18 protein-coding genes and 1 pseudogene are annotated in these 20,190 nt (G+C 70.8%); 7 read left to right on the top strand and 12 right to left on the bottom strand.

Going from position 1 to position 20,190, the window contains the following annotated elements:
• Positions 1-155: 155 nt before the first annotated feature.
• Positions 156-1,007: an IclR family transcriptional regulator domain-containing protein gene (locus CP983_RS06930; RefSeq protein ID WP_150498949.1), complete on the top strand. Its 852-nt coding sequence runs from the start codon at positions 156-158 to the stop codon at positions 1,005-1,007.
• On the opposite strand, the gene CP983_RS06925 is transcribed toward CP983_RS06930, so the two are convergent.
• Genes CP983_RS06925 through CP983_RS06915 form a run of 3 tightly spaced genes read right to left on the bottom strand, consistent with a single transcriptional unit; the run spans position 922 to position 3,102 of the window.
• Positions 922-1,863: a PDR/VanB family oxidoreductase gene (locus CP983_RS06925; protein ID WP_150498948.1), complete on the bottom strand. Its 942-nt coding sequence runs from the start codon at positions 1,861-1,863 to the stop codon at positions 922-924. The genes CP983_RS06930 and CP983_RS06925 overlap by 86 nt on opposite strands.
• Positions 1,856-2,038 carry a hypothetical protein gene (locus tag CP983_RS06920; RefSeq protein WP_150498947.1) on the bottom strand — a complete coding sequence of 61 codons (183 nt, stop codon included), beginning with the start codon at positions 2,036-2,038 and terminating at the stop codon, positions 1,856-1,858. Before CP983_RS06920 ends, CP983_RS06925 begins: the two co-directional genes overlap by 8 nt.
• A complete protein-coding gene (locus CP983_RS06915) occupies positions 2,035-3,102 on the bottom strand; it encodes an aromatic ring-hydroxylating oxygenase subunit alpha (protein ID WP_150498946.1) in 1,068 nt (355 codons plus the stop codon). Before CP983_RS06915 ends, CP983_RS06920 begins: the two co-directional genes overlap by 4 nt.
• Before the next feature lie 672 nt (positions 3,103-3,774).
• On the opposite strand from CP983_RS06915, the gene CP983_RS06910 reads away from it, so the two are divergent.
• The 3 genes from CP983_RS06910 to CP983_RS06900 all read left to right on the top strand — a co-directional run bounded on the left by CP983_RS06910 (position 3,775) and on the right by CP983_RS06900 (position 6,892).
• On the top strand, positions 3,775-4,122 hold the full coding sequence (locus CP983_RS06910) for a hypothetical protein (protein WP_125525258.1): 348 nt from the start codon (positions 3,775-3,777) through the stop codon (positions 4,120-4,122).
• A gap of 125 nt (positions 4,123-4,247) precedes the next feature.
• Positions 4,248-4,985, top strand: coding sequence for a hypothetical protein (locus CP983_RS06905; protein ID WP_150498945.1), 738 nt, complete (start codon positions 4,248-4,250; stop codon positions 4,983-4,985).
• Positions 4,986-5,176: 191 nt separating this feature from the next.
• On the top strand, positions 5,177-6,892 hold the full coding sequence (locus CP983_RS06900; RefSeq protein ID WP_150498944.1) for a hypothetical protein: 1,716 nt from the start codon (positions 5,177-5,179) through the stop codon (positions 6,890-6,892).
• Positions 6,893-6,952: 60 nt separating this feature from the next.
• Here the strand turns inward: CP983_RS06900 and poxB are convergent, their stop codons facing one another.
• Both poxB and CP983_RS06890 read right to left on the bottom strand, forming a co-directional pair.
• Positions 6,953-8,689 carry a ubiquinone-dependent pyruvate dehydrogenase gene (poxB, locus tag CP983_RS06895; protein ID WP_150498943.1) on the bottom strand — a complete coding sequence of 579 codons (1,737 nt, stop codon included), beginning with the start codon at positions 8,687-8,689 and terminating at the stop codon, positions 6,953-6,955.
• 107 nt (positions 8,690-8,796) lie between these two features.
• Positions 8,797-9,285 (bottom strand): hypothetical protein, encoded by a 489-nt coding sequence (locus CP983_RS06890; protein ID WP_150498942.1) that lies wholly within the window; start codon positions 9,283-9,285, stop codon positions 8,797-8,799.
• Between the two features lie 337 nt (positions 9,286-9,622).
• Between CP983_RS06890 and CP983_RS06880 the strand changes: the two are divergent.
• Positions 9,623-10,033, top strand: a pseudogene (locus CP983_RS06880) (substrate-binding domain-containing protein); the annotation flags it as partial.
• A gap of 24 nt (positions 10,034-10,057) precedes the next feature.
• Here CP983_RS06880 and CP983_RS06875 read toward each other — a convergent pair.
• The 3 genes from CP983_RS06875 to CP983_RS06865 all read right to left on the bottom strand — a co-directional run bounded on the left by CP983_RS06875 (position 10,058) and on the right by CP983_RS06865 (position 12,225).
• Entirely contained in the window at positions 10,058-10,645 is a 588-nt protein-coding gene (locus CP983_RS06875) for a hypothetical protein (protein WP_150498941.1), read from the bottom strand.
• Between the two features lie 91 nt (positions 10,646-10,736).
• Positions 10,737-10,952, bottom strand: coding sequence for a hypothetical protein (locus CP983_RS06870; RefSeq protein ID WP_107908204.1), 216 nt, complete (start codon positions 10,950-10,952; stop codon positions 10,737-10,739).
• Between the two features lie 250 nt (positions 10,953-11,202).
• Positions 11,203-12,225 carry a DNA-directed RNA polymerase subunit alpha gene (locus CP983_RS06865; RefSeq protein ID WP_093747976.1) on the bottom strand — a complete coding sequence of 341 codons (1,023 nt, stop codon included), beginning with the start codon at positions 12,223-12,225 and terminating at the stop codon, positions 11,203-11,205.
• Between the two features lie 565 nt (positions 12,226-12,790).
• On the opposite strand from CP983_RS06865, the gene CP983_RS06860 reads away from it, so the two are divergent.
• The gene (locus CP983_RS06860) at positions 12,791-14,842 is read left to right on the top strand and encodes a phosphocholine-specific phospholipase C (RefSeq protein WP_150498940.1); all 2,052 of its coding nucleotides are present in this window, start codon (positions 12,791-12,793) and stop codon (positions 14,840-14,842) included.
• Between the two features lie 30 nt (positions 14,843-14,872).
• Here the strand turns inward: CP983_RS06860 and CP983_RS06855 are convergent, their stop codons facing one another.
• Positions 14,873-15,958 (bottom strand): DMT family protein, encoded by a 1,086-nt coding sequence (locus CP983_RS06855; protein WP_150498939.1) that lies wholly within the window; start codon positions 15,956-15,958, stop codon positions 14,873-14,875.
• Complete coding sequence (locus CP983_RS06850) at positions 15,955-16,812, bottom strand: phosphatase PAP2 family protein (RefSeq protein WP_150498938.1); 858 nt, start codon at positions 16,810-16,812, stop codon at positions 15,955-15,957. The genes CP983_RS06855 and CP983_RS06850 overlap by 4 nt, the downstream gene beginning before the upstream one ends.
• A 233-nt stretch (positions 16,813-17,045) precedes the next feature.
• On the opposite strand from CP983_RS06850, the gene CP983_RS06845 reads away from it, so the two are divergent.
• Positions 17,046-17,660: a TetR/AcrR family transcriptional regulator gene (locus CP983_RS06845; protein ID WP_107908208.1), complete on the top strand. Its 615-nt coding sequence runs from the start codon at positions 17,046-17,048 to the stop codon at positions 17,658-17,660.
• A 168-nt stretch (positions 17,661-17,828) separates the two neighbouring features.
• Here the strand turns inward: CP983_RS06845 and CP983_RS06840 are convergent, their stop codons facing one another.
• Complete coding sequence (locus tag CP983_RS06840; protein WP_150498937.1) at positions 17,829-18,914, bottom strand: DUF2510 domain-containing protein; 1,086 nt, start codon at positions 18,912-18,914, stop codon at positions 17,829-17,831.
• 115 nt (positions 18,915-19,029) lie between these two features.
• Positions 19,030-20,184 (bottom strand): anhydro-N-acetylmuramic acid kinase, encoded by a 1,155-nt coding sequence (locus CP983_RS06835; protein ID WP_150498936.1) that lies wholly within the window; start codon positions 20,182-20,184, stop codon positions 19,030-19,032.
• Positions 20,185-20,190 lie beyond the last annotated feature (6 nt).

Raw genomic sequence — 20,190 nt, 5'->3', positions numbered from 1 at the left:
TACAGACAACGTGCAACGGTGTTCCGACAGGTTGTGCGCAAGGCGCACAGTAGTGCGCGGGGTTGCTCAGCGGGAAGGTAGAAGCCTCAAACGCATCCGGTCAATGGGTTCACCAAGGTTCGCCGACAACATTGTTGACACTGCTGGAGGTTGCGATGTCCGACGAGGCCCGCGCACCGCACTTCGTGAAGTCCTTCGAGCGCGGACTCGCCGTCATCCGCTGCTTCGACGCCGACCATCCCGCGCGCACGCTCAGCGACGTCGCCCACACCTGCGACCTGACGCGCGCCGCTGCCCGCCGTCTGCTGCTGACCCTCGCCGACCTCGGCTACGTCCACCAGGACGGCCGCCTCTTCCGCCTGACCCCGCGTGTGCTGGAACTCGGCTACTCCTACCTCGCCGGCTACACCCTGCCCCAGATCGCCGAGCCCCATCTGGAGCAACTCGTGGCGCAGGTACGGGAGTCGTCGTCGCTGTGCGTCCTCGACGGCGACGACATCGTGTACGTCGCCCGGGTCGCGACCCGCCGCATCATGACGGCGTCCATCACGGTGGGGACGCGCTTCCCGGCGTACGTCACGTCGGTGGGCCGGGTGATCCTCGCGCACGGCCCGAAGGAGCGGGTCGAAGTCCTCCTCGGCCGCGCCGAGTTGAAGCCCCTGACCGCGCGCACGATCTCCTCGCCGGACGCCCTGCGGGCCGAGCTCAGCCGCGTCCGGCGACAGGGTTACGCCGTCGTCGACCAGGAACTGGAGGAGGGGCTGATGTCGGTCGCCGCCCCGGTGCGGGACCGGGACGGCGAGGTAGTCGCGGCGGTCAACATCGCCGTGCACGCGGGCCGCAACACCGTGGACTCGGTGCGGCGGGACCTGCTGCCGCACCTGCGCTCGACGGTCGCCGCGATCGAGGCCGACCTGCGCATCACAAGTCCAGGACCAGCCGCTTCCCCCGGCAGCGGGACACGCAGATCATCATCGTCTCGCCGCTCTCCTGCTCCTCCCGGGTGAGCACGGAGTCCCGGTGCTCCGGGGTGCCGGCGAGGACGTCGGTCCCGCAGGTCCCGCAGGTGCCCTCGGTGCAGGAGTAGAGCACCTCGACGCCGGCCGCCCGCACGCTGTCCAGCACGGAGACACCCGGCCCGACGGTGAGCGTCCGCCCGCTCCGCGCCAGCTCGACCTCGAACTCCACTTCGTCACCGTCGAGTTGCTCCTTGGGTCGGAACCGCTCGACATGCAGCACCCCGGCCGGACACAACTCCTCGACGGCGTCGAGCAGCGGACCCGGACCGCAGCTGTAGACGAGGGTGCCGTCGGGGAGGTCGCCGAGCGCCGAGGCGAGGTCCAGCAGCCCGGACTCGTCCTGCGGGGCGACGGTGACCCGGTCCCCGTACCGCTCCAACTCCTCGCCGAACGCCATGGACCGACGGGAGCGGCCGCCGTACAGCAGCGTCCACTCGGCGCCCGCCGCCTCGGCAGCCGCCAGCATCGGCAGGATCGGGGTGATGCCGATGCCGCCGGCGATGAAGCGGTAGCGGGGCGCGGGCTCCAGCCGGAAATGATTGCGCGGCCCGCGCACCCGGATCTTGTCTCCGCGCCCCAACTGCTCGTGCACATGCGCGGATCCACCGCGCCCGTCCGGCTCGCGCAGTACGGCGATCCGCCACGCCGTCCGGTCGGCGGGGTCCCCGCACAGGGAGTACTGCCGCTCCAGCTCCGGCCCGAGCGCGACGTCGATGTGGGCGCCGGGCTCCCAGACGGGGAGCGGCTCGCCGAGCGGGTGGCGCAGGGTGAGGGCGAGAACGCCGTCGGCCGCGAACTCCCGGCGTTCGACGACGAGTTCCACCTCGCGGACGACGTCATTCATCAACAGTGTTCCCTAGCTGCTCGTGCCCCTGGGGGTGGGCGAGCATCCACTCCCACATCTCCACCGGGTCCTGCGCGGTGTGCTCGCGGCCGCAGTGGCAGGTGCCGTGCAGGAGGTCGGTGCCCGGCAGCCAGTCGATGCGGTAGATCTCGCCGGTCGGACCGGTGCTGCTCACAGGACCTTCTCCACGGGCTTGTCGCCCTCCTCGACCAGCCGGGCGAGGATACGGCGGGCGGCGAGGCCGCCGGTGTCTATGTTGATGCTCAGCTCCTGGTAGCCGTGGCGTTCGGTGCCGAGGGTCCGCTGGAGCAGGTTGAGGGCGTCGACGTCCTGCATGACGACCGTGTGGTTGTTGCCGCGCAGGAACTCGGTGACCTCGTCGTCGTCCGTCGCCCAGTCCCGCGAGACCGCCCAGAAGTCGTACACCTTGCCGTCGCCGGAGGGAGTGATGGCATAGGTGACCTCGGTGTGGAAGCCGCCCGGGTCGCTGCCGTCCGGCTCGGGCACCACGCCGACGGGCGCGACGCGGCTGTGCAGCAGATACAGGCAGGGGGCGAAGTACTCGATGTCCTGCCAGCGGGTGATCCGGCCCTCGATGCCGGTCGAACTGGCGTAGAACGGCGGGCACTCGGCGTCGTCCATGTGCCGGCTCACCCGCACGACCCCGGCGCCCTCGTCGACCTCCGTGGTGATCGGCGTCTCGGCGACCTCGGGGGTGCCGATGTAGCCGCCGTGGAGGTAGGTCTCGTGGGAGAGGTCGAGGAGGTTGTCGACGAGGAGGCCGTAGTCGCAGTCGATGGGCTCCATGCCGCGCACGGTGACCCAGCCGGGGGAGTCGAGGTGCCTGGCCCGCGGGATGCCCTGCGGGTCGGCGAGCGCCGGGTCACCTATCCACACCCAGACCAGGGAGTCCAGTTCGACGACGGGGTACGAGGCGACACGCGCCGTCCGCGGAACGCGTTTCTGCCCCGGCACGTACACGCACGTGCCCGTCGTGTCGTACGTGAACCCGTGATACCCGCACACGATCCGGTCCCCGTCGAGCCGCGTCGGCGCCTCCGACAGCGGGTAACGCCGATGCACGCACCGGTCGTGCAGCACGACCGGCGCCCCCTCCTCGGTCCGATACAGCACGAGCGTCTCACCGAGAATCGTCCGCCCGAGCAACTCCCGCCCGACCTCGTGACTGTAGGCGGCTACGTACCACTGGTTCTTGGCGAAAGTCGTCATGTGCGGCATGGCTGCGGCTCCCGTCGTTGGGTGATGGCGACATCGTCGGGAAGGGCGCCGAGGCACCGCAATACCGCTTCCGCCTCACGGAAGGGGTTGAGGAGAATCCCTGCTCGGGGCGGGTGATTGTCTGTGGGGGAAGTGGGAGTGCGCGGGGGCGGATGCGGGTGTCTGCAGGCGAGTGGCACGGTTGGGATTCAAGAGCGATAGGCAGAGGATCCCCGCTGGCAACCGCCCTTTCGCCCGCGCCGACGGCAAAGGCGGCATGCCCGGCCTACTCAAGGCCAGGAACTATGCAGAGCACCCGGTCAAGGCGAGGCGAAGTCCGGCAGGGCTCGCAGCGACCAGCAGCTGGAATGCTCGACCGTCGTCAGCCTCGGGTCACTCACCGTGCTCCCAGCGTGAGGCCCGGCGGGCTACGTCCCTGCCGAGCCTCACGCACGGACAGTTGCCGACCCGGCACCCCCCAGCCCCCACACCTCAACTGCCCGTGTAGGGGTCGCCGGGTGCGCCGGCAGGCCTGGGTGCAGAATGACCCCGCATGATCGGGAGGGGAACGTGAACAGAGTCAAGCGCCTCATTGTGCGCGGTTCGCTCATTGTGGTTGCGGCGTCGGGGCTTGCAGCCTGCGCTGGTGATGACAAGGACGAGGCACTCCAACTCGCCAAGGAAGCCTGCACGATGGAGTTCCCCGAGGTCTCGGGTGATCCGCTGATCGACGCAGCGGCTCGCCAGGAGTCCCGCGAGAGAGTCCTTCCGCTCATGGAGAAGGCAGCCGACAAGGCGGCTCAGGCCGCCCGCCTCGACGACACCTGGCAACCTCTCGCTACGGCGTTCAACCGCGGCGCCGAACTCGCCTCGACCACCCTCGAACTCGGCGACCTGCGCAGCACGCAGCTTGACGGGGACTACAGCGATCCCGCGGCCGCCGACAAGGACAGTCAACTCGACGAGCGACGCACCAAGCTGATCAACAGGCTGGACGAGCCGAGTATCACCGGCGAGTGCCGCAAGACGACCGGGTCCTGATCAGAACGTGGTGTCGTGACGGCCGACGGCTCGTGATCCCGACGGTCTGAGGCCACACCGCTCGACCAAGTCGCGGGGGGAAATCTCCTCGTCTGGTCTGTGGGCCGTGCGCTATACACGGGCTGGTGGCATTGATCGTTGAGCGAACAGACGCACGTACGTGGCCTGATGAGCAGATACAGGAGCTCTTCAGCGAGGGCTTCCCGGAGTTCATCACAGCCGATCGGCTGGTCAAGCAGTACATCGGCAGGATCAGGGAGTGGTTCGCCGACCTCAACCTCACGCTGGTGAACGAGCGCGGCGTGCCTGTCGCGACCGGCTGGGGCATACCGGTCCGCTGGGATGGACGGACGGAGACACTTCCCACTGGTTACACCCAGGCCGCCATCCGTGCTGTGGAGGGCCGAGAGCAAGGCGTCCAACCCGACACCCTGGTGATCTGCGGGGCAATCGTCACCCCATCGCTCAAGGGACGCGGCCTGGCGGGGGAGATGCTCAAAGCGCTACGTCAGCTCGCCGAGGATGCGGGGTGGCCACGTGTCATCGCACCGGTCCGCCCGACGCTGAAAGCCCGCTACCCACTGACTTCCATTGAAGCGTTCATGAGCTGGACCCGCGGCGACGGTTTGGCACTCGACCCATGGATCCGGACGCACCAGCGTCTCGGCGCTCGTATCCTCGCGGCGGCTCCCGAGTCACAGACCATGACCGGCACGATCGCCGAATGGGAACGATGGACCGGCATGGTGTTCCCTGAAACCGGTGACTACGTCATCCCCGAAGGGCTGAGCTTGCTACGGCTCGACCGTACCGCTGATCACGGAACCTACGTAGAGCCCAATATCTGGATGCGGCACATCTGAGTCCTTTGCTATTGCTGAGGCGCCGCTCCCGTCCGATTCCACGGCGGCGTGGCCTATCAGGTGCCCGCGGCGTACGCCGCGCGTCTGGTCGGTAGGGTGTGCGCTCGTCGGTGATCGACTGTGGGCGGCCGCCGGCCGTTGGGGAGGGGCTGGTTGTGGGCAGGTTGCCCGGTGTATTCACGCTGCCCAGAATGCTGCGGCACTTCGCGGCCACCGGTGACGGACTGCCGCCGGACGGGGCGGTGGCAGTGGACGCGCCGGATGCCGGTCTGCGGGCCGCGCTGTCCGCGGCGCGGTCGGGAGCCTGGGAGCCGGCGGCGGAGTTGCTGGCGCGCACGCGCGTCGACCGGGACTGGGGCCGACGAGGCCAGTACAGCGCGGGGCTCGCCGAACTCGCTCTGCACCACACCGGATGGTTCGACGAGTGGCGGCGCGCGCGACCCGGCGACCCCGACGTCGCCCTGGTCGCCGCCGAGTTGGAGATCGACCGCGCCTGGGAGATCCGTACCGCCGCGCGTGCCCGGTATGTGTCGCGGGAGCAGTTCCAGGCGTTCCGCACGGTCCTGGGCGACGCGATACCGGTCCTGTGTACGGCTGCCGACCTCAACCCCGAAGACCCCGTGCCCTGGCGGGTGTTCATCGCGCACGCCATGGGACTCGGCGCTCCGCGCGAGGTGTTCGACGAGTACCTGGCTCAGGGCCGCGCGGCGGATCCGCATCACATGGGACTGCACGCCCGCGCGGTGCAGTACCTGGCGCAGAAGTGGTACGGCTCGCACGAGGAGATGTTCGCGTTCGCCGAGTCGGCCGCCGCCGCGGCCCCCGAGGGGTCACCGCTGCGCGGTCTGCCACTGCACGCGGTCACCGAGTACGCGCTGGAGCACGAGGCAGGCATCGGGAAGGGGCCGGTTGCCTGGTCCCGGATCGAGGGGCTCGTCGAAGCGGGCCTGGAACTGTCGGCGAGGTTCGAGCCCGGTGACCGGCGGGCGGCGGACTTTCGCAATCACCTCGCGCTCGCGCTGATCCGCTCCGACCGCGAGACCGAGGCACTGGAGGTCTTCCGGCTCATCGGCACCGACGCGCGCACGTTCCCGTGGGCCTACATGGGCGATCCCCGGGAGACGTTCCTGCTGATGCGCCAGGGAGTGCGCGCCCATGTCGCCCGCCGGACACCGTACTTCGGCGGTGCCGTGCCCGCGCCGGCCACGGACGGACCGCCGGGACCCACGGACACGTCGACCGCGACAACGCCTCCTACCGCTGCTCCTACCGCCGCTCCGGCCGTCGCGCACGCCGGTGCGCCGCTGGGCGAGGTCCGCGAGGCTGTTCTGATCACCGGCACCACCATGCGTCTCGCGCCGGCGCCCGGCGGTGGCACGTTCGTCGAGGCGGCGCCTTCGGCCGACCCGCCGGGACGGCGCAAGGGCATGCGTACGACGCTGCTCGGGGAAGGCGGACTGCCTCGCCTGGCTGCCACGTTCAGCCGGGGTGAGAAGTGGCCGGTCCTGGTCGCGGCCAAGGAGGGCGCCGACTACACGCTCCAGCTCTACCGCGATGGCCGTCTGCTGGCTGCCCACGTGTGGTGGGAGGACCCCGCGGAGATGCCGACGCAACAGGAAGCGGCGGAGCGGGCGACTGCGCTGGCGGCGGCTTACGGGAAGTCGGACCACCGGCCGCTGGCGGCTGCGTTGCGTGGGACGGGTGACCCGCGGCAGCACCTCGACGAGGCCATCGCCGTGCTGGGGCTGCCGGCCCTCCCTGCCGGTTTCGGGCAGCGTCCGGAGCCCCTGGGAGAGGCCCGGGGGGCGCAACTCGTGGAGCGGCGGTCCTTCATGCGCGCAATCAAGGAGTCGCTGTCACCGGGAAGCGGCGGCACCTCCGGAGGAGAGCTCCCGCCTTTGTCCTGATCCGGTTCGTTGCCTTCAGGGTCGCCCGGGCACTCCTGGGGTGATCCCTCCTCCGGCGACCTACTCAAGGCTGAGCTGGCGCATGTTGGTCTTCGTGAGTTCCACGATCTCGTCGCCGCGGCCGGAGAGGATCGTGCGGGTGGCGAACAGGGTGAAGCCCTTGATCTGCTCCAGGGTGAGCTTTGGCGGGAGTGAGAGTTCCTGGCGTTCGGTGTGGACGTCGACCAGTGCCGGCCCGTCGTGGGCGAAGGCCGCCTGCAGTGCGTCGTCCAGTTCGTCGGCGCGTCGGACGCGGGAGGCGTGCAGGCCGGTCGCACGGGCCTGGGCGCTGAAGTCGGGATTGTCCAGGCCGGTGCCGTAGGTGACGACGCCAGCGGCCTTCATCTCCAACTCGACGAACGCGAGCGCCGAGTTGTTGAAGACGACGACCTTCACCGGGAGGTCCAGCTGCCGCAGCGTGATCAGTTCGCCGAGCAGCATCGCCAGGCCGCCGTCGCCGGAGAGTGCGATCACCTGGCGGCCGGGATGGCTGGCCTGGATGCCGATCGCGTGCGGCAGGGCGTTGGCCATCGAACCGTGGTTGAAGGAGCCGATCAGCCGCCGCGCGCCGTTCATGCGCAGATGGCGCGCCGCCCAGACGGTGGGTGTGCCGACGTCGGCGGTGAAGGCCGCGTCGCGGGCCGCGAGACGGTCGATGGTCGCGGCGACGTACTGCGGGTGCAGTGGCGAGTCGGTGGGCTTGGCCTCGGCCAGCCGGTCCAGGCGGGTGCGCACTCGCTCGTAGTGGCGGCGCATCGTCCTCAGGTAGCTGTCGTCGTCCCGACGGTCGAGGAGGGGGAGGAGCGCCTGGGCGGTGTCCTTGACGGTCCCGACCAGCGGCACTTCCACCGGCGTACGGCGTCCGATGTGCTCACCGCGCACGTCGACCTGCACGACTGACGCCTTCTGCGGATAGAACGAGCGGTACGGGAAGTCGGTGCCCAGCATCAGCAGGGCGTCGCAGTGCTCCATCGCCCGGTAGCCGGAGCTGTAGCCGATCAGCCCGGTCAGGCCCACGTCGTAAGGGTTGTCGTACTCAAGGAACTCCTTGCCCCGCAGCGAGTGCACCATGGGTGCCTTCAGCGCCTCGGCCAGTGCCACGGCCTCGTCGTGGGCCCCTTCGCAGCCGGCCCCGGCCAGGATCGTCACCCGCTCCGCGGAGTTGAGGACCTTCGCCGCACGGACCAGTTCGCTGTCGTCGGGCCGCATGTGGGACGAGGTTTTGACGATCGGGTGCGCGGCGGGCCCGTCGGGTGCCGGCGCCAGGAACAGTTCGCCGGGGACGACCAGCACCGCCACTCCGCTGCGTTCGAGCGCGGCGCGGATAGCCATTCCGAGGAGCCAGGGCACCTGCTCGGGCATGCTCGCCAGTTCGCAGTACACGCTGCACTCGCGGAACAGCAGCTCCGGATGGGTCTCCTGGAAGTACTCGCTGCCGATCTGCTCCTGGGGAATGTGCGCGGCCACCGCGAGCACCGGCACCCGGCTGCGCTGTGCGTCGAACAGCCCGTTGATCAGGTGCAGGTTTCCCGGCCCGCAACTGCCGGCCGCGACCGCGAGACGCCCCGTCACGCCCGCCTCGGCTGCGGCGGCGAAGGCTGCGGCCTCTTCGTGCCGGACGTGCCCCCAGGCGATACCGCCGTCACGGCGCAGCGCGTCGGTGAAACCGTTGAGGGAGTCTCCGGGCAGGCCGTACACCCGCTGCACACCGGACGCCTTGAGCGTGGAAACGATGAGGTCAGAGACCGTGTCGGCCATGATGGGACGTCCTCCTGACGCAGGCCGCGGACGTCGGTGGGAGCACCGCCGCAGGTCCTGCCCTCAGGATCACCCGGCTCGGGGGAGGCCGCACCCGCTGCCAGGGTTCAGCAGCACGCGGGTGCACTGCCGAGCAGCCGGTTGAACACGCTCACCGTCACCACCGCGTAGGCGAGGTGGGGGACGATGTCGGAGATCCAGTCGGACGTGGCCCAGGTCCGGGGATCGGTCACCCCGAGTACCGTCATGGGCCCGTTCGTGGCCACCAACGCCCCCACCACGGCCACCGTGTACTGGGCGCCGCGCGTCGGACGCCAACCAGCCGCGTGCCCCAGCCCCAGCATCACGCCCATGCCGGTCCCGGCGGCCAGGCCCGTCAGCGCACCGAGAGCCGTGACCCGGCTCTCCTCGGCCTGACCCTCGCCCGGGATGCGCAGATGGAGCTTCGTCGCGAGCTTGCGCACGGTCGTCTCGGGTGTGGAACTGGCCGGCCGGCCCCGCACCACCATGTCGCCGTAGGAGACGACGTTGAGCGCCGTCGTACCCGCGGCCCCGGCGGCGGCTCCGTACAGCAGTGGGCCCGTGACACACACCATGGAGACCTCCTACGGCTCGCACAGCGGCAGAGCCGGACAGGCCGCGGGCGCACGGAGAGGCGCTGCGCACCGGACGGCAAGGACGAGCGGCGCCGCGCCCCCTGCTCGTGGTCGGCCGTCCCGACGCCCCACTCCCACCCCTCAGGATGCGCCCCCTGCGCCTCCCACGCCACGGGACGGCGCAGCCACTTGATACAGGCGATGACGTCCATGCCCTGCCACATCAGGTGCGACGGGTCCATCTCCGCGCCGACGTTGGTCAGATTGCCCGCCTCGACCAGCCGCTTCAGAGTGACCGGCGAGAACACGAGGTTGTGCGGGTGCGTCTCGATGGCGACGCGCCGCCCGCCAGCTCCTCGACTCCGGCGATCTGCCCACGGCTGTCGTCGCCTACAACGACCAGTGCGCCATCAGCGTGCTCGCCGCCCTCCAGCATGCCGGGGTGGCCGTCCCCGGTGAGGTGTCCGTGGCCGGTTACGACGACGACACGCTGGCCCGCCTGAGCTGCTTCAACCTGACCACGGTCAGCCAGGGCGCCCGTGAACAGGCCCGGTACGCGGTCGCCGCGCGAGCCGGCGGTGCTGCGGCACCCGCGCCGGATCGTGCTGCGGGCCGGGTCCTGCACCGCTGACCGGAGTCGCCCGCCGCGGTGGAGCGCCTGGACCAGGACCGGGCCGAGCCCCGCGAGGTGGTGCTCACCCCGGAGCTGGTCGTGCGCGGGACCATCGCCGAGCCCCGCGACGGCTGACCATGGGGCGGCGCCGTGCTCGGCTCAGCCCAGGGATCGCTCGAACGTGAGGCCCAGGTGCCGGTGGAGTCCGTCGCGCTGCTCGGCCGTCGCCAGGACCATGAAGTCGTCGTCGAAATGGGGGCCTTCCTGCTCGACGCAGCGGAAGTCCCTGGGGTCGTCGTCGGGGCTGAGCGCTTCGATGGCCTGCTGTGCGGCGCCCATGTCGAGGTAGTCGTTCGACTCCTGCTCGACGCCGAAGGAGAGCGGCTTGCCGTTGCGGGTGAAGTGCATCGTGCCCAGGCCGCAGTCCTCGTCGTCCGGGTCGCTCTTCTCGAAGCGGTAGTCGGAGACGGTGACCTTGCCGCCGGTGAGGGCCGCGGCCTCGTTCAGGAGCCACTCGTAGTGCGCGTCGGCGAAGTCGACGTCCTCGGAGTGGATGGCCACGGCCACGCCGAACGATTCGAGGGCGCCGGCGATCTCGTGCGGTTTCTTGATCGGCTCGGCCGCGTAGGAGGCGGCCTCGTCCAGTACGCTCCGGGCCTTGTCCTCGGTGATCATTCCGAGGTCGGTGAGGACTTCGGCTATCCGGACGTAAGTGATCGCCTGGGTGTTCGCCTGAGTATTCGCCACGCCGGCATCCTGCCAGGCTCACCGATACGGGGGCTTCTGCGCGAGCTCAGGCACGGGCGCTGTGACCGGCCCACCTGCCCGGCGGTGCCCGTCAGTCGCCCCCGCGGTCCATGACCCGGCGAGCGGCCTCGGCCTCCGCGGCCGGGGGTGACAGTTCATCCAGGGTGTCGAGTTCGTCGTCCGATTCCAGTTCGCGCTCCCAGGCCGCCGCAAGGCGTTCCTGCTCCTGGCGCGGCTTGGCGCCGACGGCCTCGCGCTGCTCCGGGTCCAGGGCCGCCAGGAATCGTCCGACCGGGTCCATGGGCATACGGTGCTCCTCGCTGCCAGAAGGGGTGCCGCCCTGCCCAGCATGGCTGAACACTGCGCCCACCCGCCTCCCGACACTGCCGCGGAACACCCCGTTGGTCCCCTGGCGGCGGACCGGAGGCCGCCGTCGGCGGTCGCTCCGGCACCGCATCCCGAGGCGGCCTTGCTTCGGGCACCGTGGTCAAGAGGTCGACGACACCTGTTTGTCCCGATGTGTCGTCTCTCTCCTGACCACGGCCCCGGCGCAGGGCCTAGTACTGCTCGGTCTCCACGAAGCCCGCGTCCGCGTCGTCGTCGGCGCCGAAGGCGTCGGCGGCGGCGGTCGGGTCGAATCCGGGCGGGCTGTCCTTGAAGGCCAGGCCCATGCCGGCGAGCTTGGCCTTGACCTCGTCGATGGACTTCGCACCGAAGTTGCGGATGTCCAGCAGGTCGGCCTCGGAACGAGCCACGAGCTCACCCACGGAGTGGATGCCCTCGCGCTTGAGGCAGTTGTACGACCGAACGGTGAGCTCCAGCTCCTCGATCGGCAGTACCAGGTCGGCGGCCAGGGCGGCGTCCGTGGGGGACGGGCCCATGTCGATGCCCTCGGCGTCGATGTTCAGCTCGCGCGCCAGACCGAACAGCTCGACCAGGGTCTTACCGGCCGACGCCATGGCGTCACGCGGACGCATGGCCTGCTTGGTCTCGACGTCGACGATCAGCTTGTCGAAGTCGGTGCGCTGTTCGACACGCGTGGCCTCGACCTTGTACGTGACCTTCAGAACCGGCGAGTAGATCGAGTCGACCGGGATCCGGCCGATCTCCTGGCCCACCTGCTTGTTCTGCACGGCGGACACGTAACCGCGGCCGCGCTCGACGGTCAGCTCCATCTCCAGCTTGCCCTTGCCGTTGAGCGTGGCGAGGACCAGATCGGGGTTGTGTACCTCGACACCGGCCGGGGGCGCGATGTCGGCGGCGGTGACCAGACCCGGACCCTGCTTGCGCAGGTACATCACGACCGGCTCGTCGTGCTCCGAGGAGACGACCAGCTGCTTGATGTTGAGGATCAGGTCGGTGACGTCCTCCTTGACGCCCGGCACGGTGGTGAACTCGTGCAGCACGCCGTCGACGCGAATGCTGGTGACAGCGGCGCCGGGGATCGAGGACAGAAGGGTGCGGCGAAGAGAGTTGCCGAGGGTGTAACCGAAGCCCGGCTCCAGCGGCTCGATCACGAACCGGGAGCGGAATTCGTCGACGACCTCTTCGGTCAACGAGGGACGCTGAGCAATCAGCACGAGGTGTTGCCTCCAGTGGTTTGGTGCCCGCTATGTGACACCGTAGACACCACGAAGGGTACGGCCGATACGGCCCGGACGGCGCGCCAAGGGGTCGACCCGCCCGAATCCGGCCCGGCGAGGACGTGTGGTCCTGCTCACTGGCCCCGCATTTCCCACGGCCATTTCACCTTCTCTCCCTCCCTCTCCCGGGCGCGCCGGACGGCCGGGCAGGCGTGAGCGGCCATGGCACAGAGTGACGTCGTGATCACGGAACCGGTTGTGACGGTCGATGGAACAAATGTGCGGCAAGGTCGGCAGTCCTTGGCGCGAGGTCGCCCCATCGCGTCGAAGGCCCCGGGTATCGGCACGTGAGTTCGACAGGGAAACCGTGCTCGTCCGCTCTGCCGTGACCGCGGTCATCCGCGTGCCACGGGCCCCAACACACCTCACGTACCCCCGACTTTCACACGAGCGCCACCGCACCCTTCCCTGACGTTTGGTGCTCCTGGAACACTCCTTCCGCGCGCATTCCGTCACATGCCGTTCGGTCAAATCACCCTCTATGGGAAGAGGTCCCTCACTCATGCCCGAAGTCAATCGCCGCAGTTTCCTCCAAATCGCGGGCGCGACCACGGCGTTCACGGCTCTGTCGAGCAGCATCCAGCGGGCCGCCGCCATTCCGGCGAACCACCGCACCGGGTCGATCGAGGACGTCGAGCACATCGTCGTCCTGATGCAGGAGAACCGTTCCTTCGACCACTACTTCGGCAAGCTGCGCGGCGTGCGCGGCTTCGGCGACCCGCGTCCGGTGGCCCACGACAACGGGAAGTCGATCTGGCACCAGTCGAACGGCACCAAGGACGTCCTGCCGTTCCACCCGGAGGCGGACGACCTCGGAATGCAGTTCCTGGAGGGACTCCCGCACGGGTGGAACGACGGCCACCAGGCCTACAACCGCGGCAAGTACGACAAGTGGGTCCCCGCCAAGGGCACCACGACCATGGCGTACCTGACCCGTGAGGACATCCCCTTCCACTACGCCCTCGCCGACGCCTTCACGGTCTGCGACGCCTACCACTGCTCGTTCATCGGCTCCACCGACCCGAACCGCTACTACATGTGGACGGGCTACACGGGCAACGACGGCACCGGCGGCGGCCCGGTCCTCGGCAACGACGAGCTCGGCTACGGCTGGACGACCTACCCCGAGCGCCTGGAGCAGGCCGGCATCTCCTGGAAGATCTACCAGGACATCGGCGACGGCCTGGACGCGGCCGGTTCCTGGGGCTGGATCTCGGACGCCTACCGCGGCAACTACGGCGACAACTCGCTGCTGTACTTCAACAAGTACCGGAACGCCAAGGCGGGCGAGCCCTGGTACGACAAGGCCCGCACCGGCACCGACGCCAAGAGCGGCGACGGCTACTTCGACCTGCTGAAGGCCGACGTCAAGGCCGGCAAGCTGCCGAAGATCTCCTGGATCGCCGCGCCCGAGGCCTTCTCCGAGCACTCCAACTGGCCCTCGAACTACGGCGCCTGGTACATAGCCCAGGTCCTGGACGCCCTCACCTCCAACCCGGAGGTCTGGTCGAAGACCGCCCTGTTCATCACCTTCGACGAGAACGACGGCTTCTTCGACCACGTCGTACCGCCGATGCCGCCCAAGGACGCCTCCCAGGGCAAGTCCACCGTCGACGTCTCGCTCGACCTCTACAAGGGCGACAGCAGCCGCCCGGCCGGCCCCTACGGCCTCGGCCCGCGGGTGCCGATGCTGGTCGTCTCGCCGTGGAGCAAGGGCGGCTACGTCTGCTCCGAGACCCTCGACCACACCTCGATCCTGCGCTTCATGGAGAACCGCTTCGGCGTCAAGGAGACCAACATCTCCCCCTGGCGCCGGGCCATCTGCGGCGACCTGACCTCGGCCTTCGACTTCGCCCGCAAGGACAGCCGCCCGGCCGCCCTGCCGGACACGGACGACTACGAGCCGCAGGACCGCGAGCGTCACCCCGACTACAAGCCGGTCCCGCCGGCCGCCGGCGACATGCCGAAGCAGGAGCGCGGTCTGCGCCCCTCGCGCCCGCTGAAGTACGCCCCGCACGTCGACGGGTCGGTGGACGCGGCGGCCGGCAAGTTCACACTGTCGTTCGCCTCCGGTGCCAAGGCCGGTGCCGCGTTCCACATCACGTCGGGCAACCGCACCGACGGTCCGTGGATGTACACCACCGAGGCCGGCAAGGGCATCGCGGACACCTGGAACTCGGCGTACTCGGGTGGCTCGTACGACCTGACGGTGCACGGCCCGGCCGGTTTCGTGCGCTGGTTCAAGGGCTCGAACAAGGTGGCCGGCCCCGAGGTCACCGCCCGCCACCAGGGCGACGACATCGAGCTGACCTTCACCAACAAGGGCACGACGAGCGTCCGCCTCAAGATCGCCAACGGGTACGGCGGCCGTCCCTCGACGGTGACCGTGCGCCCCGGCGCCAAGGTGTGCCGCACGGTCGGCCTCGCGGCGAGCCGGCGCTGGTACGACCTGACCGTCACGTCCGAGTCCGACCCGGCGTTCCTGCGCCGGTTCGCCGGGCACGTCGAGAACGGGCGCCCGGGCGTGAGCGACCCGGCGATCATCTCGGAGTAGTCGGGACCGCCGTGCCGCCCGGCGCACGGTTCACAGCGCGGTGAGGTGCCCCGGCCCGGGCTGCCGGGGCACCAACGCCGGTTCGGTGGCGGCGGACCCGGGCTCCAGGGCCAGCACGGCGGCCACGGGGTGGTCCTCGTCGGCCGCCGGGTCCGGCAGGGCCGCGACGTTCGAGGCCGACTCGGCCGGGACGCGGTCGTTCGCCGCGGGACCGGTGGCGGCCACCGGTCCCGCGGCGCGGCGGGCCGTGTCGGGAGTGTTCGAGGCGACGACGATCGAGACGCCCGACTCGGCCGGCTTCGGTGTCGCGCGGCTCAGCTGCAGCACGCCCCACGACGCCAGGCCGGCTCCGGCCAGCGCGAGCAGGATCCCCGTCGGCCCGCCCTGGAGGCGCTCGCCGAGCAGGACGAGCCCGATCACAGCGGCCGCCAGCGGGTTCGCCAGCGTCACCACCGCGAGCGGGGCGCCGAGACCGCCCCGGTAGGCGGTCTGCGACAGCAGCAGACCGCTCGCCGCGAACGCCGCGACCAGCAGCGCCACGCCCACCACCTGAAGGCTGAGCAGCGGGGCGGAGTGGTCCGTCGCGGCCACCGTCATGGTCTGCGTGAGCGCCGAGGCGACACCGGAGGCGAAGCCGGACGCGGTCGCGTGCCGCAGCCCCGGCCGGGCGCCCGGCCGCGACAGCATGCCGATCAGGGCCGCCGTCACCGCCGCGACCGCCAGTGCCTCGGGGGTGCTCAGCACGTCGTCGGGCGCCGGCCCGGACGCCGTGACGAGGATCGCTCCCAGGCCGGCCAGCGTCAGCGCCGTACCGCGCCACTCGACCCCGCTGACCCGCCGCCCCGCCAGGCGCGCGCCCAGCGGCACCGCGGCCACGAGGGTGAGCGCGCCGAGCGGCTGCACCACGGTCAGCGGGCCGTACTTCAGGGCCACGACGTGCAGCAGCGCGCCCGAGCCGTTGAGCAGGACCGAGCCCCACCAGGCGCCGGAGCCCAGCAGCCGCAGCAGGCCCGAGCCCGGGGCGCGGGAGGCCAGCCGCTCCTGGGCGACGGCCGCGGCGGCATAGGCGACGGCGGAGAACAGGGACAGGACGACGGCGAGCACGGTGGCGTTCATCGGGCCGCTCCCACGAGTTCGGACTCATCGTCGACGGTTGCCTCGCCCCGGGCCGCGGGTACGAGCTTCCCGGTGCCGCGGCCGGCCGTCGTCGCGGTGCGCCTCGGCGGGCGGAGCGAGACGGGGGATCCGCCGGAGGAGGCCCGGGGGCGGATCACGGCGAGGGCGACGCCGAGCATGGCCGTGGCCACGATCGCGTCGAGCCAGTAGTGGTTGGCCGTGCCCACGATCACCAGCAGGGTCAGCAGCGGGTGCAGCAGCCAGAGCAGGCGCCAGCGTGAGCGGGTGACCACGATCAGGCCGATCGCGACCATCAGGGCCCAGCCGAAGTGCAGCGACGGCATCGCCGCGAACTGGTTCGAGAGGTGGTCGGTCTGCGGGGAGCCGTACACGGAGGGGCCGTAGACCTGTCCGGTGTCGACCAGTCCGGTCGCGGCAAGCATGCGCGGCGGGGCGAGGGGGAACGTCAGGTGCACCAGGAGGGCGGCGGCGGTGACGGCGGCGAGGACGCGGCGGGCCCAGACGTAGTGCGTGGGGCGCCGCAGGTACAGCCAGACCAGGAAGGCGACCGTGGCCGGGAAGTGGACGGTCGCGTAGTAGGTGTTCGCGAGATGTATGAGCGTGTCGCCGTGCAGCAGCAGGTTCTGCACCGAGCCCTCGCCGGGCAGCTGGAGGGTCCGTTCCAGGTCCCACACGCGGTCCGCGTTGCGGAAGGCCTCCACGGTGTGGCCCGTGGCCAGCTGGCGGCCGAACTTGTAGACGACGAAGAGCCCTGCGACGAGCAGGAGCTCCCGGACGAGCGGAGGCCGCGCTATCGCGGTCTTCGCCTCTGAAGGCTCGGTGCGGGCATTCATTCCCCCGGCCCTTTCGCTGACGTGAGTGGTGCTGGCCGAGCTGTCGAGCTGTGGACTCCTCGGGCTCGGCGAACTCATCGGTACGGCGACGTACCGAAACGCGCCTGTACCGATACGCCACTGTACCGATACGCCAGCGTTCCGGTACAGTGACGTTTCGATAGACGTGCGACACACTGGAAGGCGGGCCCCGGACAAGGCGGGGCGTGGCACCGGAGCGAGGAGACGAGCAGATGACGTCGCAGGCCGCGGACGGACCGGAGACGGTCGCCGCCTCGCGCCGCTCCAAGATCACGCCCGAGCGTGAGCAGGAGTTCTTCGACGCCGTCCTCGAACAGGTCCGCGCCTGCGGCTACGACTCCGTCACCATGGAGGGCGTCGCCGCCACCACGCGGTGCAGCAAGGCCACGCTCTACCGGCAGTGGAAGACGAAGCCGCAGTTCGTGGCGGCCGCGCTGCGCGCCAGCCGGCAGACCCGCTTCGACGGCATCGACACCGGCACGCTCGCGGACGACCTGCGGGAAGCCGCACGGGCCGCGGGGGCGTGGTCGGCCAAGGACACCCGGCTGCTGCAGGCCCTCGGGCACGCCGTCATGGAGGACCCGGAGCTCAAGAAGGCGCTGCGCGAGGCGCTCATCGATCCCGAGATCGACGCGCTGCGGCAGATCCTGAGGCGCGGCGTCGAGCGGGGAGAGGTGGCCGCGGACAATCCGGCGCTGGAGTACATCCCCGCCCAGATCTTCGGTGTGCTGCGTGCCCGGCCCGTGCTGGAGGGCGAGGACGCCGACCCCGAGTACATCGTCCGATTCGTGGAGGCCGCCGTGCTTCCGACGCTCGGACTCACCTAGGACCCAGGCCGCCGTCCACGGGATGACTGGACGGTGACCTGTTCCGCGCCGCACCGTGGGGACGGGGGCGGCGCGCACCCCCCGGCCGGGTGGGGTTCCTCTTGAGCGGAGAGGAGTCCCACCCGGCCGCCTCGTGTCCGAGCCGGACCGGGGCGGGCCCGGGGTGGATCAGACGTCCTGGCCGTTGCCGCCGCCCGTGGACACCTTGATGCCCTTGGTTATCTCGTCGATGACCGACTGCTTCTCACCGACGTCGACGCCGAAGCGGACCACGACCATCTGCCGCTCATTGGTGGGGGAGGGGAAGGCGAGCGACTCGACGTAGCCGTCGGCGCCCTTGCTCGTGACCGCCTTCCAGCGGACCAGATAGCCCTTCTGCCCGGCCACGGTCACCGCCTTGGAGGCCAGCACCTCGTGCGAGGTGATCTTGCCGTACCCCTTGCCGTAGGACTCGTCGGCGTTCGCCGCGATGTCCGCCTTGGCGACCTCCTCGGCGGTGTCGCCCTTGGTGCCGAGCGCGAGCGCGGGCGCCGAGTAGGCGCCGCCCTTCATACAGGTCTGGGAGGTGTCGGCGGGGCACTTGTACGACTCCTTCGAGGACACCTGCGCACCCACGGTGATCTCCTGGCCGTACCAGCCGTCCGGCACCGGGACGCTGATCCCGTTCACCGCGTCGGCCACCGAACCGCTCTCGATCCTCGGCGCCTCGGAACCCTCCGGCGAGGGCGACTGCCCACCGGAGCCGCCGTCACCGCCACCGGAGCCGCCGTCACCCCCGCCGGAGTCCCCGAAGGGGCCGCCCTGACCGCCACCGGGCCCGCCCTGTCCGCCCGGGCGCTGCTGGGAGTTGGAGCCGCCGCCCGAGCCGTCGTTCGCGGTCAGCGCGTACACGCCGACCCCGATGCTCGCGAGGACGACCGCGGCCACCCCCACGGCTATGCCCGTGCGCAGACCCCGCCGCCCGCCGGACTGCACCTGGCCGGGATAGCCGGGGTGCACGGGATAGCCCGGGTACACCGGATGGGCCGGCTGCTGCGGGTGGCCCGGATACGCGTGGTCCGGATGCGGCTGGTCCGGATGTGCCGGGGGCTGCGCGACGGCCGCCGGCGGCTCCGGGGGGCTCCATCCGTCGGCCGGCCCCGCGGGCCGGACCTGGTCCGTCCATGCCTTGCCGTCCCACCAGCGCTCGGTGGGCGGACCGTCACTTTGCCGGCCGGGATCGGGGTACCAGCCGGGAGGAGTCTCCTGCGTCATGTGCACACCGTATGAGGCGTCGGTGAAAGGGGGATGAGAGGACCCGTCCCGGGGTCCGGAATGTCGGCTCCACCGGTGCCGATTCCGCCGCCGGTGCCACGGCATGTCGCCGGAGTCACTCCACGACGAGCCGCACGGGCCGCTGCCCCGCCGGCGGCGGAAGCCGCAGTCCGTCCCGGCCCGGGGTGATCGAACCCAGTACGCGCGCGTGCCGGGCGCCGGTGGCCGAGGGCACGGCGCCGGGCAGGCCGTGCGCGGTCAGGAAGCCGAGCACGGCGAACGCGTACGCCTCCTTCGCGGCCGACGCCAGCCCCAGCTCGTCGGAGGTGCGCAGCGCCACCCCGGGCAGCCGCTGCCCGAGCATCCGCATCAGCACCGGGTTGCGCGTCCCGCCTCCTGACGCGATGACCTCGCTCGCGCCCAGCGTGCTCACGGCGTCGGCGACCGTCCGTGCCGTGAGCATGGTCAGCGTCGCGACGACGTCCTCGGCGGGCAGGGTGCCGACACCGGACAGCGCGTCCCGCAGATGCCCCAGGTGGAACAGCTCCTTGCCGGTCGTCTTCGGCGCGGGCAACGCGTAGTACGGCTCCTGAAGCAGCCTCAGCAGGAGCGGCTCATGGACGGTGCCGCCACCGGCCAGCGCCCCGTCCACGTCGTACGACAGCCGGCCGCCGCTGAACCCCCGCGCCGCCGCGTCGATCAGTGCGCAGCCGGGCCCGGTGTCGAAGGCGGTGCCGTCGGGCGCGGTCAGGTTGGCGATGCCGCCGAGGTTGAGCGCGACGGGCGTGCCCGGCCTGCCGCGCAGCCACAGCAGGTCGACCAGGCTGACCAGCGGTGCGCCCTGACCGCCGGCGGCGATGTCACGCGACCGGAAGTCGGCGACGACGGGCAGCCCGGTCGCCTCGGCGATCCACGCGGGCTGCCCGAGCTGGAGCGTGCCGTGCACCCGGCCGCCCTCCGCCCAGTGGTACACCGTCTGCCCGTGCGAGGCGATCAACTCCGCCCGCCCGTCGCACAGTTCACGCACCGCACGTACGGCCGTCGCGGCGAAGGCCTGCCCGATGCGGGTGTCGAGCCGGCACACCTCGGCCAGCGAGGTCGCCCCGGGCGGCAGCGACGCCGCGAGCGCCTCCCGCAGCGTCTCGTCGTACGCCTCGCTCACCAGCCCCAGCGGCTTGAGGACCAGACTGTCGCCGTCGAGGCTCAGGTCGGCGGCGCCGGCGTCGACGGCGTCGTACGACGTGCCCGACATCAGGCCGATCACCCGCATCAGATC

It is taken from the genome of Streptomyces chartreusis, assembly GCF_008704715.1.
GTDB lineage: Bacteria > Actinomycetota > Actinomycetes > Streptomycetales > Streptomycetaceae > Streptomyces > Streptomyces chartreusis.
The sequence above is the reverse complement of the archived record's forward strand: the minus strand, read 5'-3'. Positions and strand labels throughout refer to the sequence as shown.

What these genes read in the sequence shown, in the direction of transcription:
- CP983_RS06845 (WP_107908208.1), top strand. Translation starts at nt 17,046, where the DNA reads ATGACGTCGCAGGCCGCGGACGGACCGGAGACGGTCGCCGCCTCGCGC.
- CP983_RS06850 (WP_150498938.1), bottom strand. Translation starts at nt 16,812, where the DNA reads ATGAATGCCCGCACCGAGCCTTCAGAGGCGAAGACCGCGATAGCGCGG.
- CP983_RS06910 (WP_125525258.1), top strand. Translation starts at nt 3,775, where the DNA reads ATGGAGTTCCCCGAGGTCTCGGGTGATCCGCTGATCGACGCAGCGGCT.
- CP983_RS06855 (WP_150498939.1), bottom strand. Translation starts at nt 15,958, where the DNA reads ATGAACGCCACCGTGCTCGCCGTCGTCCTGTCCCTGTTCTCCGCCGTC.
- CP983_RS06890 (WP_150498942.1), bottom strand. Translation starts at nt 9,285, where the DNA reads ATGGTGTGTGTCACGGGCCCACTGCTGTACGGAGCCGCCGCCGGGGCC.
- poxB (WP_150498943.1), bottom strand. Translation starts at nt 8,689, where the DNA reads ATGGCCGACACGGTCTCTGACCTCATCGTTTCCACGCTCAAGGCGTCC.
- CP983_RS06835 (WP_150498936.1), bottom strand. Translation starts at nt 20,184, where the DNA reads ATGCGGGTGATCGGCCTGATGTCGGGCACGTCGTACGACGCCGTCGAC.
- CP983_RS06930 (WP_150498949.1), top strand. Translation starts at nt 156, where the DNA reads ATGTCCGACGAGGCCCGCGCACCGCACTTCGTGAAGTCCTTCGAGCGC.
- CP983_RS06840 (WP_150498937.1), bottom strand. Translation starts at nt 18,914, where the DNA reads ATGACGCAGGAGACTCCTCCCGGCTGGTACCCCGATCCCGGCCGGCAA.
- CP983_RS06900 (WP_150498944.1), top strand. Translation starts at nt 5,177, where the DNA reads ATGCTGCGGCACTTCGCGGCCACCGGTGACGGACTGCCGCCGGACGGG.
- CP983_RS06925 (WP_150498948.1), bottom strand. Translation starts at nt 1,863, where the DNA reads ATGAATGACGTCGTCCGCGAGGTGGAACTCGTCGTCGAACGCCGGGAG.
- CP983_RS06860 (WP_150498940.1), top strand. Translation starts at nt 12,791, where the DNA reads ATGCCCGAAGTCAATCGCCGCAGTTTCCTCCAAATCGCGGGCGCGACC.
- CP983_RS06870 (WP_107908204.1), bottom strand. Translation starts at nt 10,952, where the DNA reads ATGCCCATGGACCCGGTCGGACGATTCCTGGCGGCCCTGGACCCGGAG.
- CP983_RS06915 (WP_150498946.1), bottom strand. Translation starts at nt 3,102, where the DNA reads ATGCCGCACATGACGACTTTCGCCAAGAACCAGTGGTACGTAGCCGCC.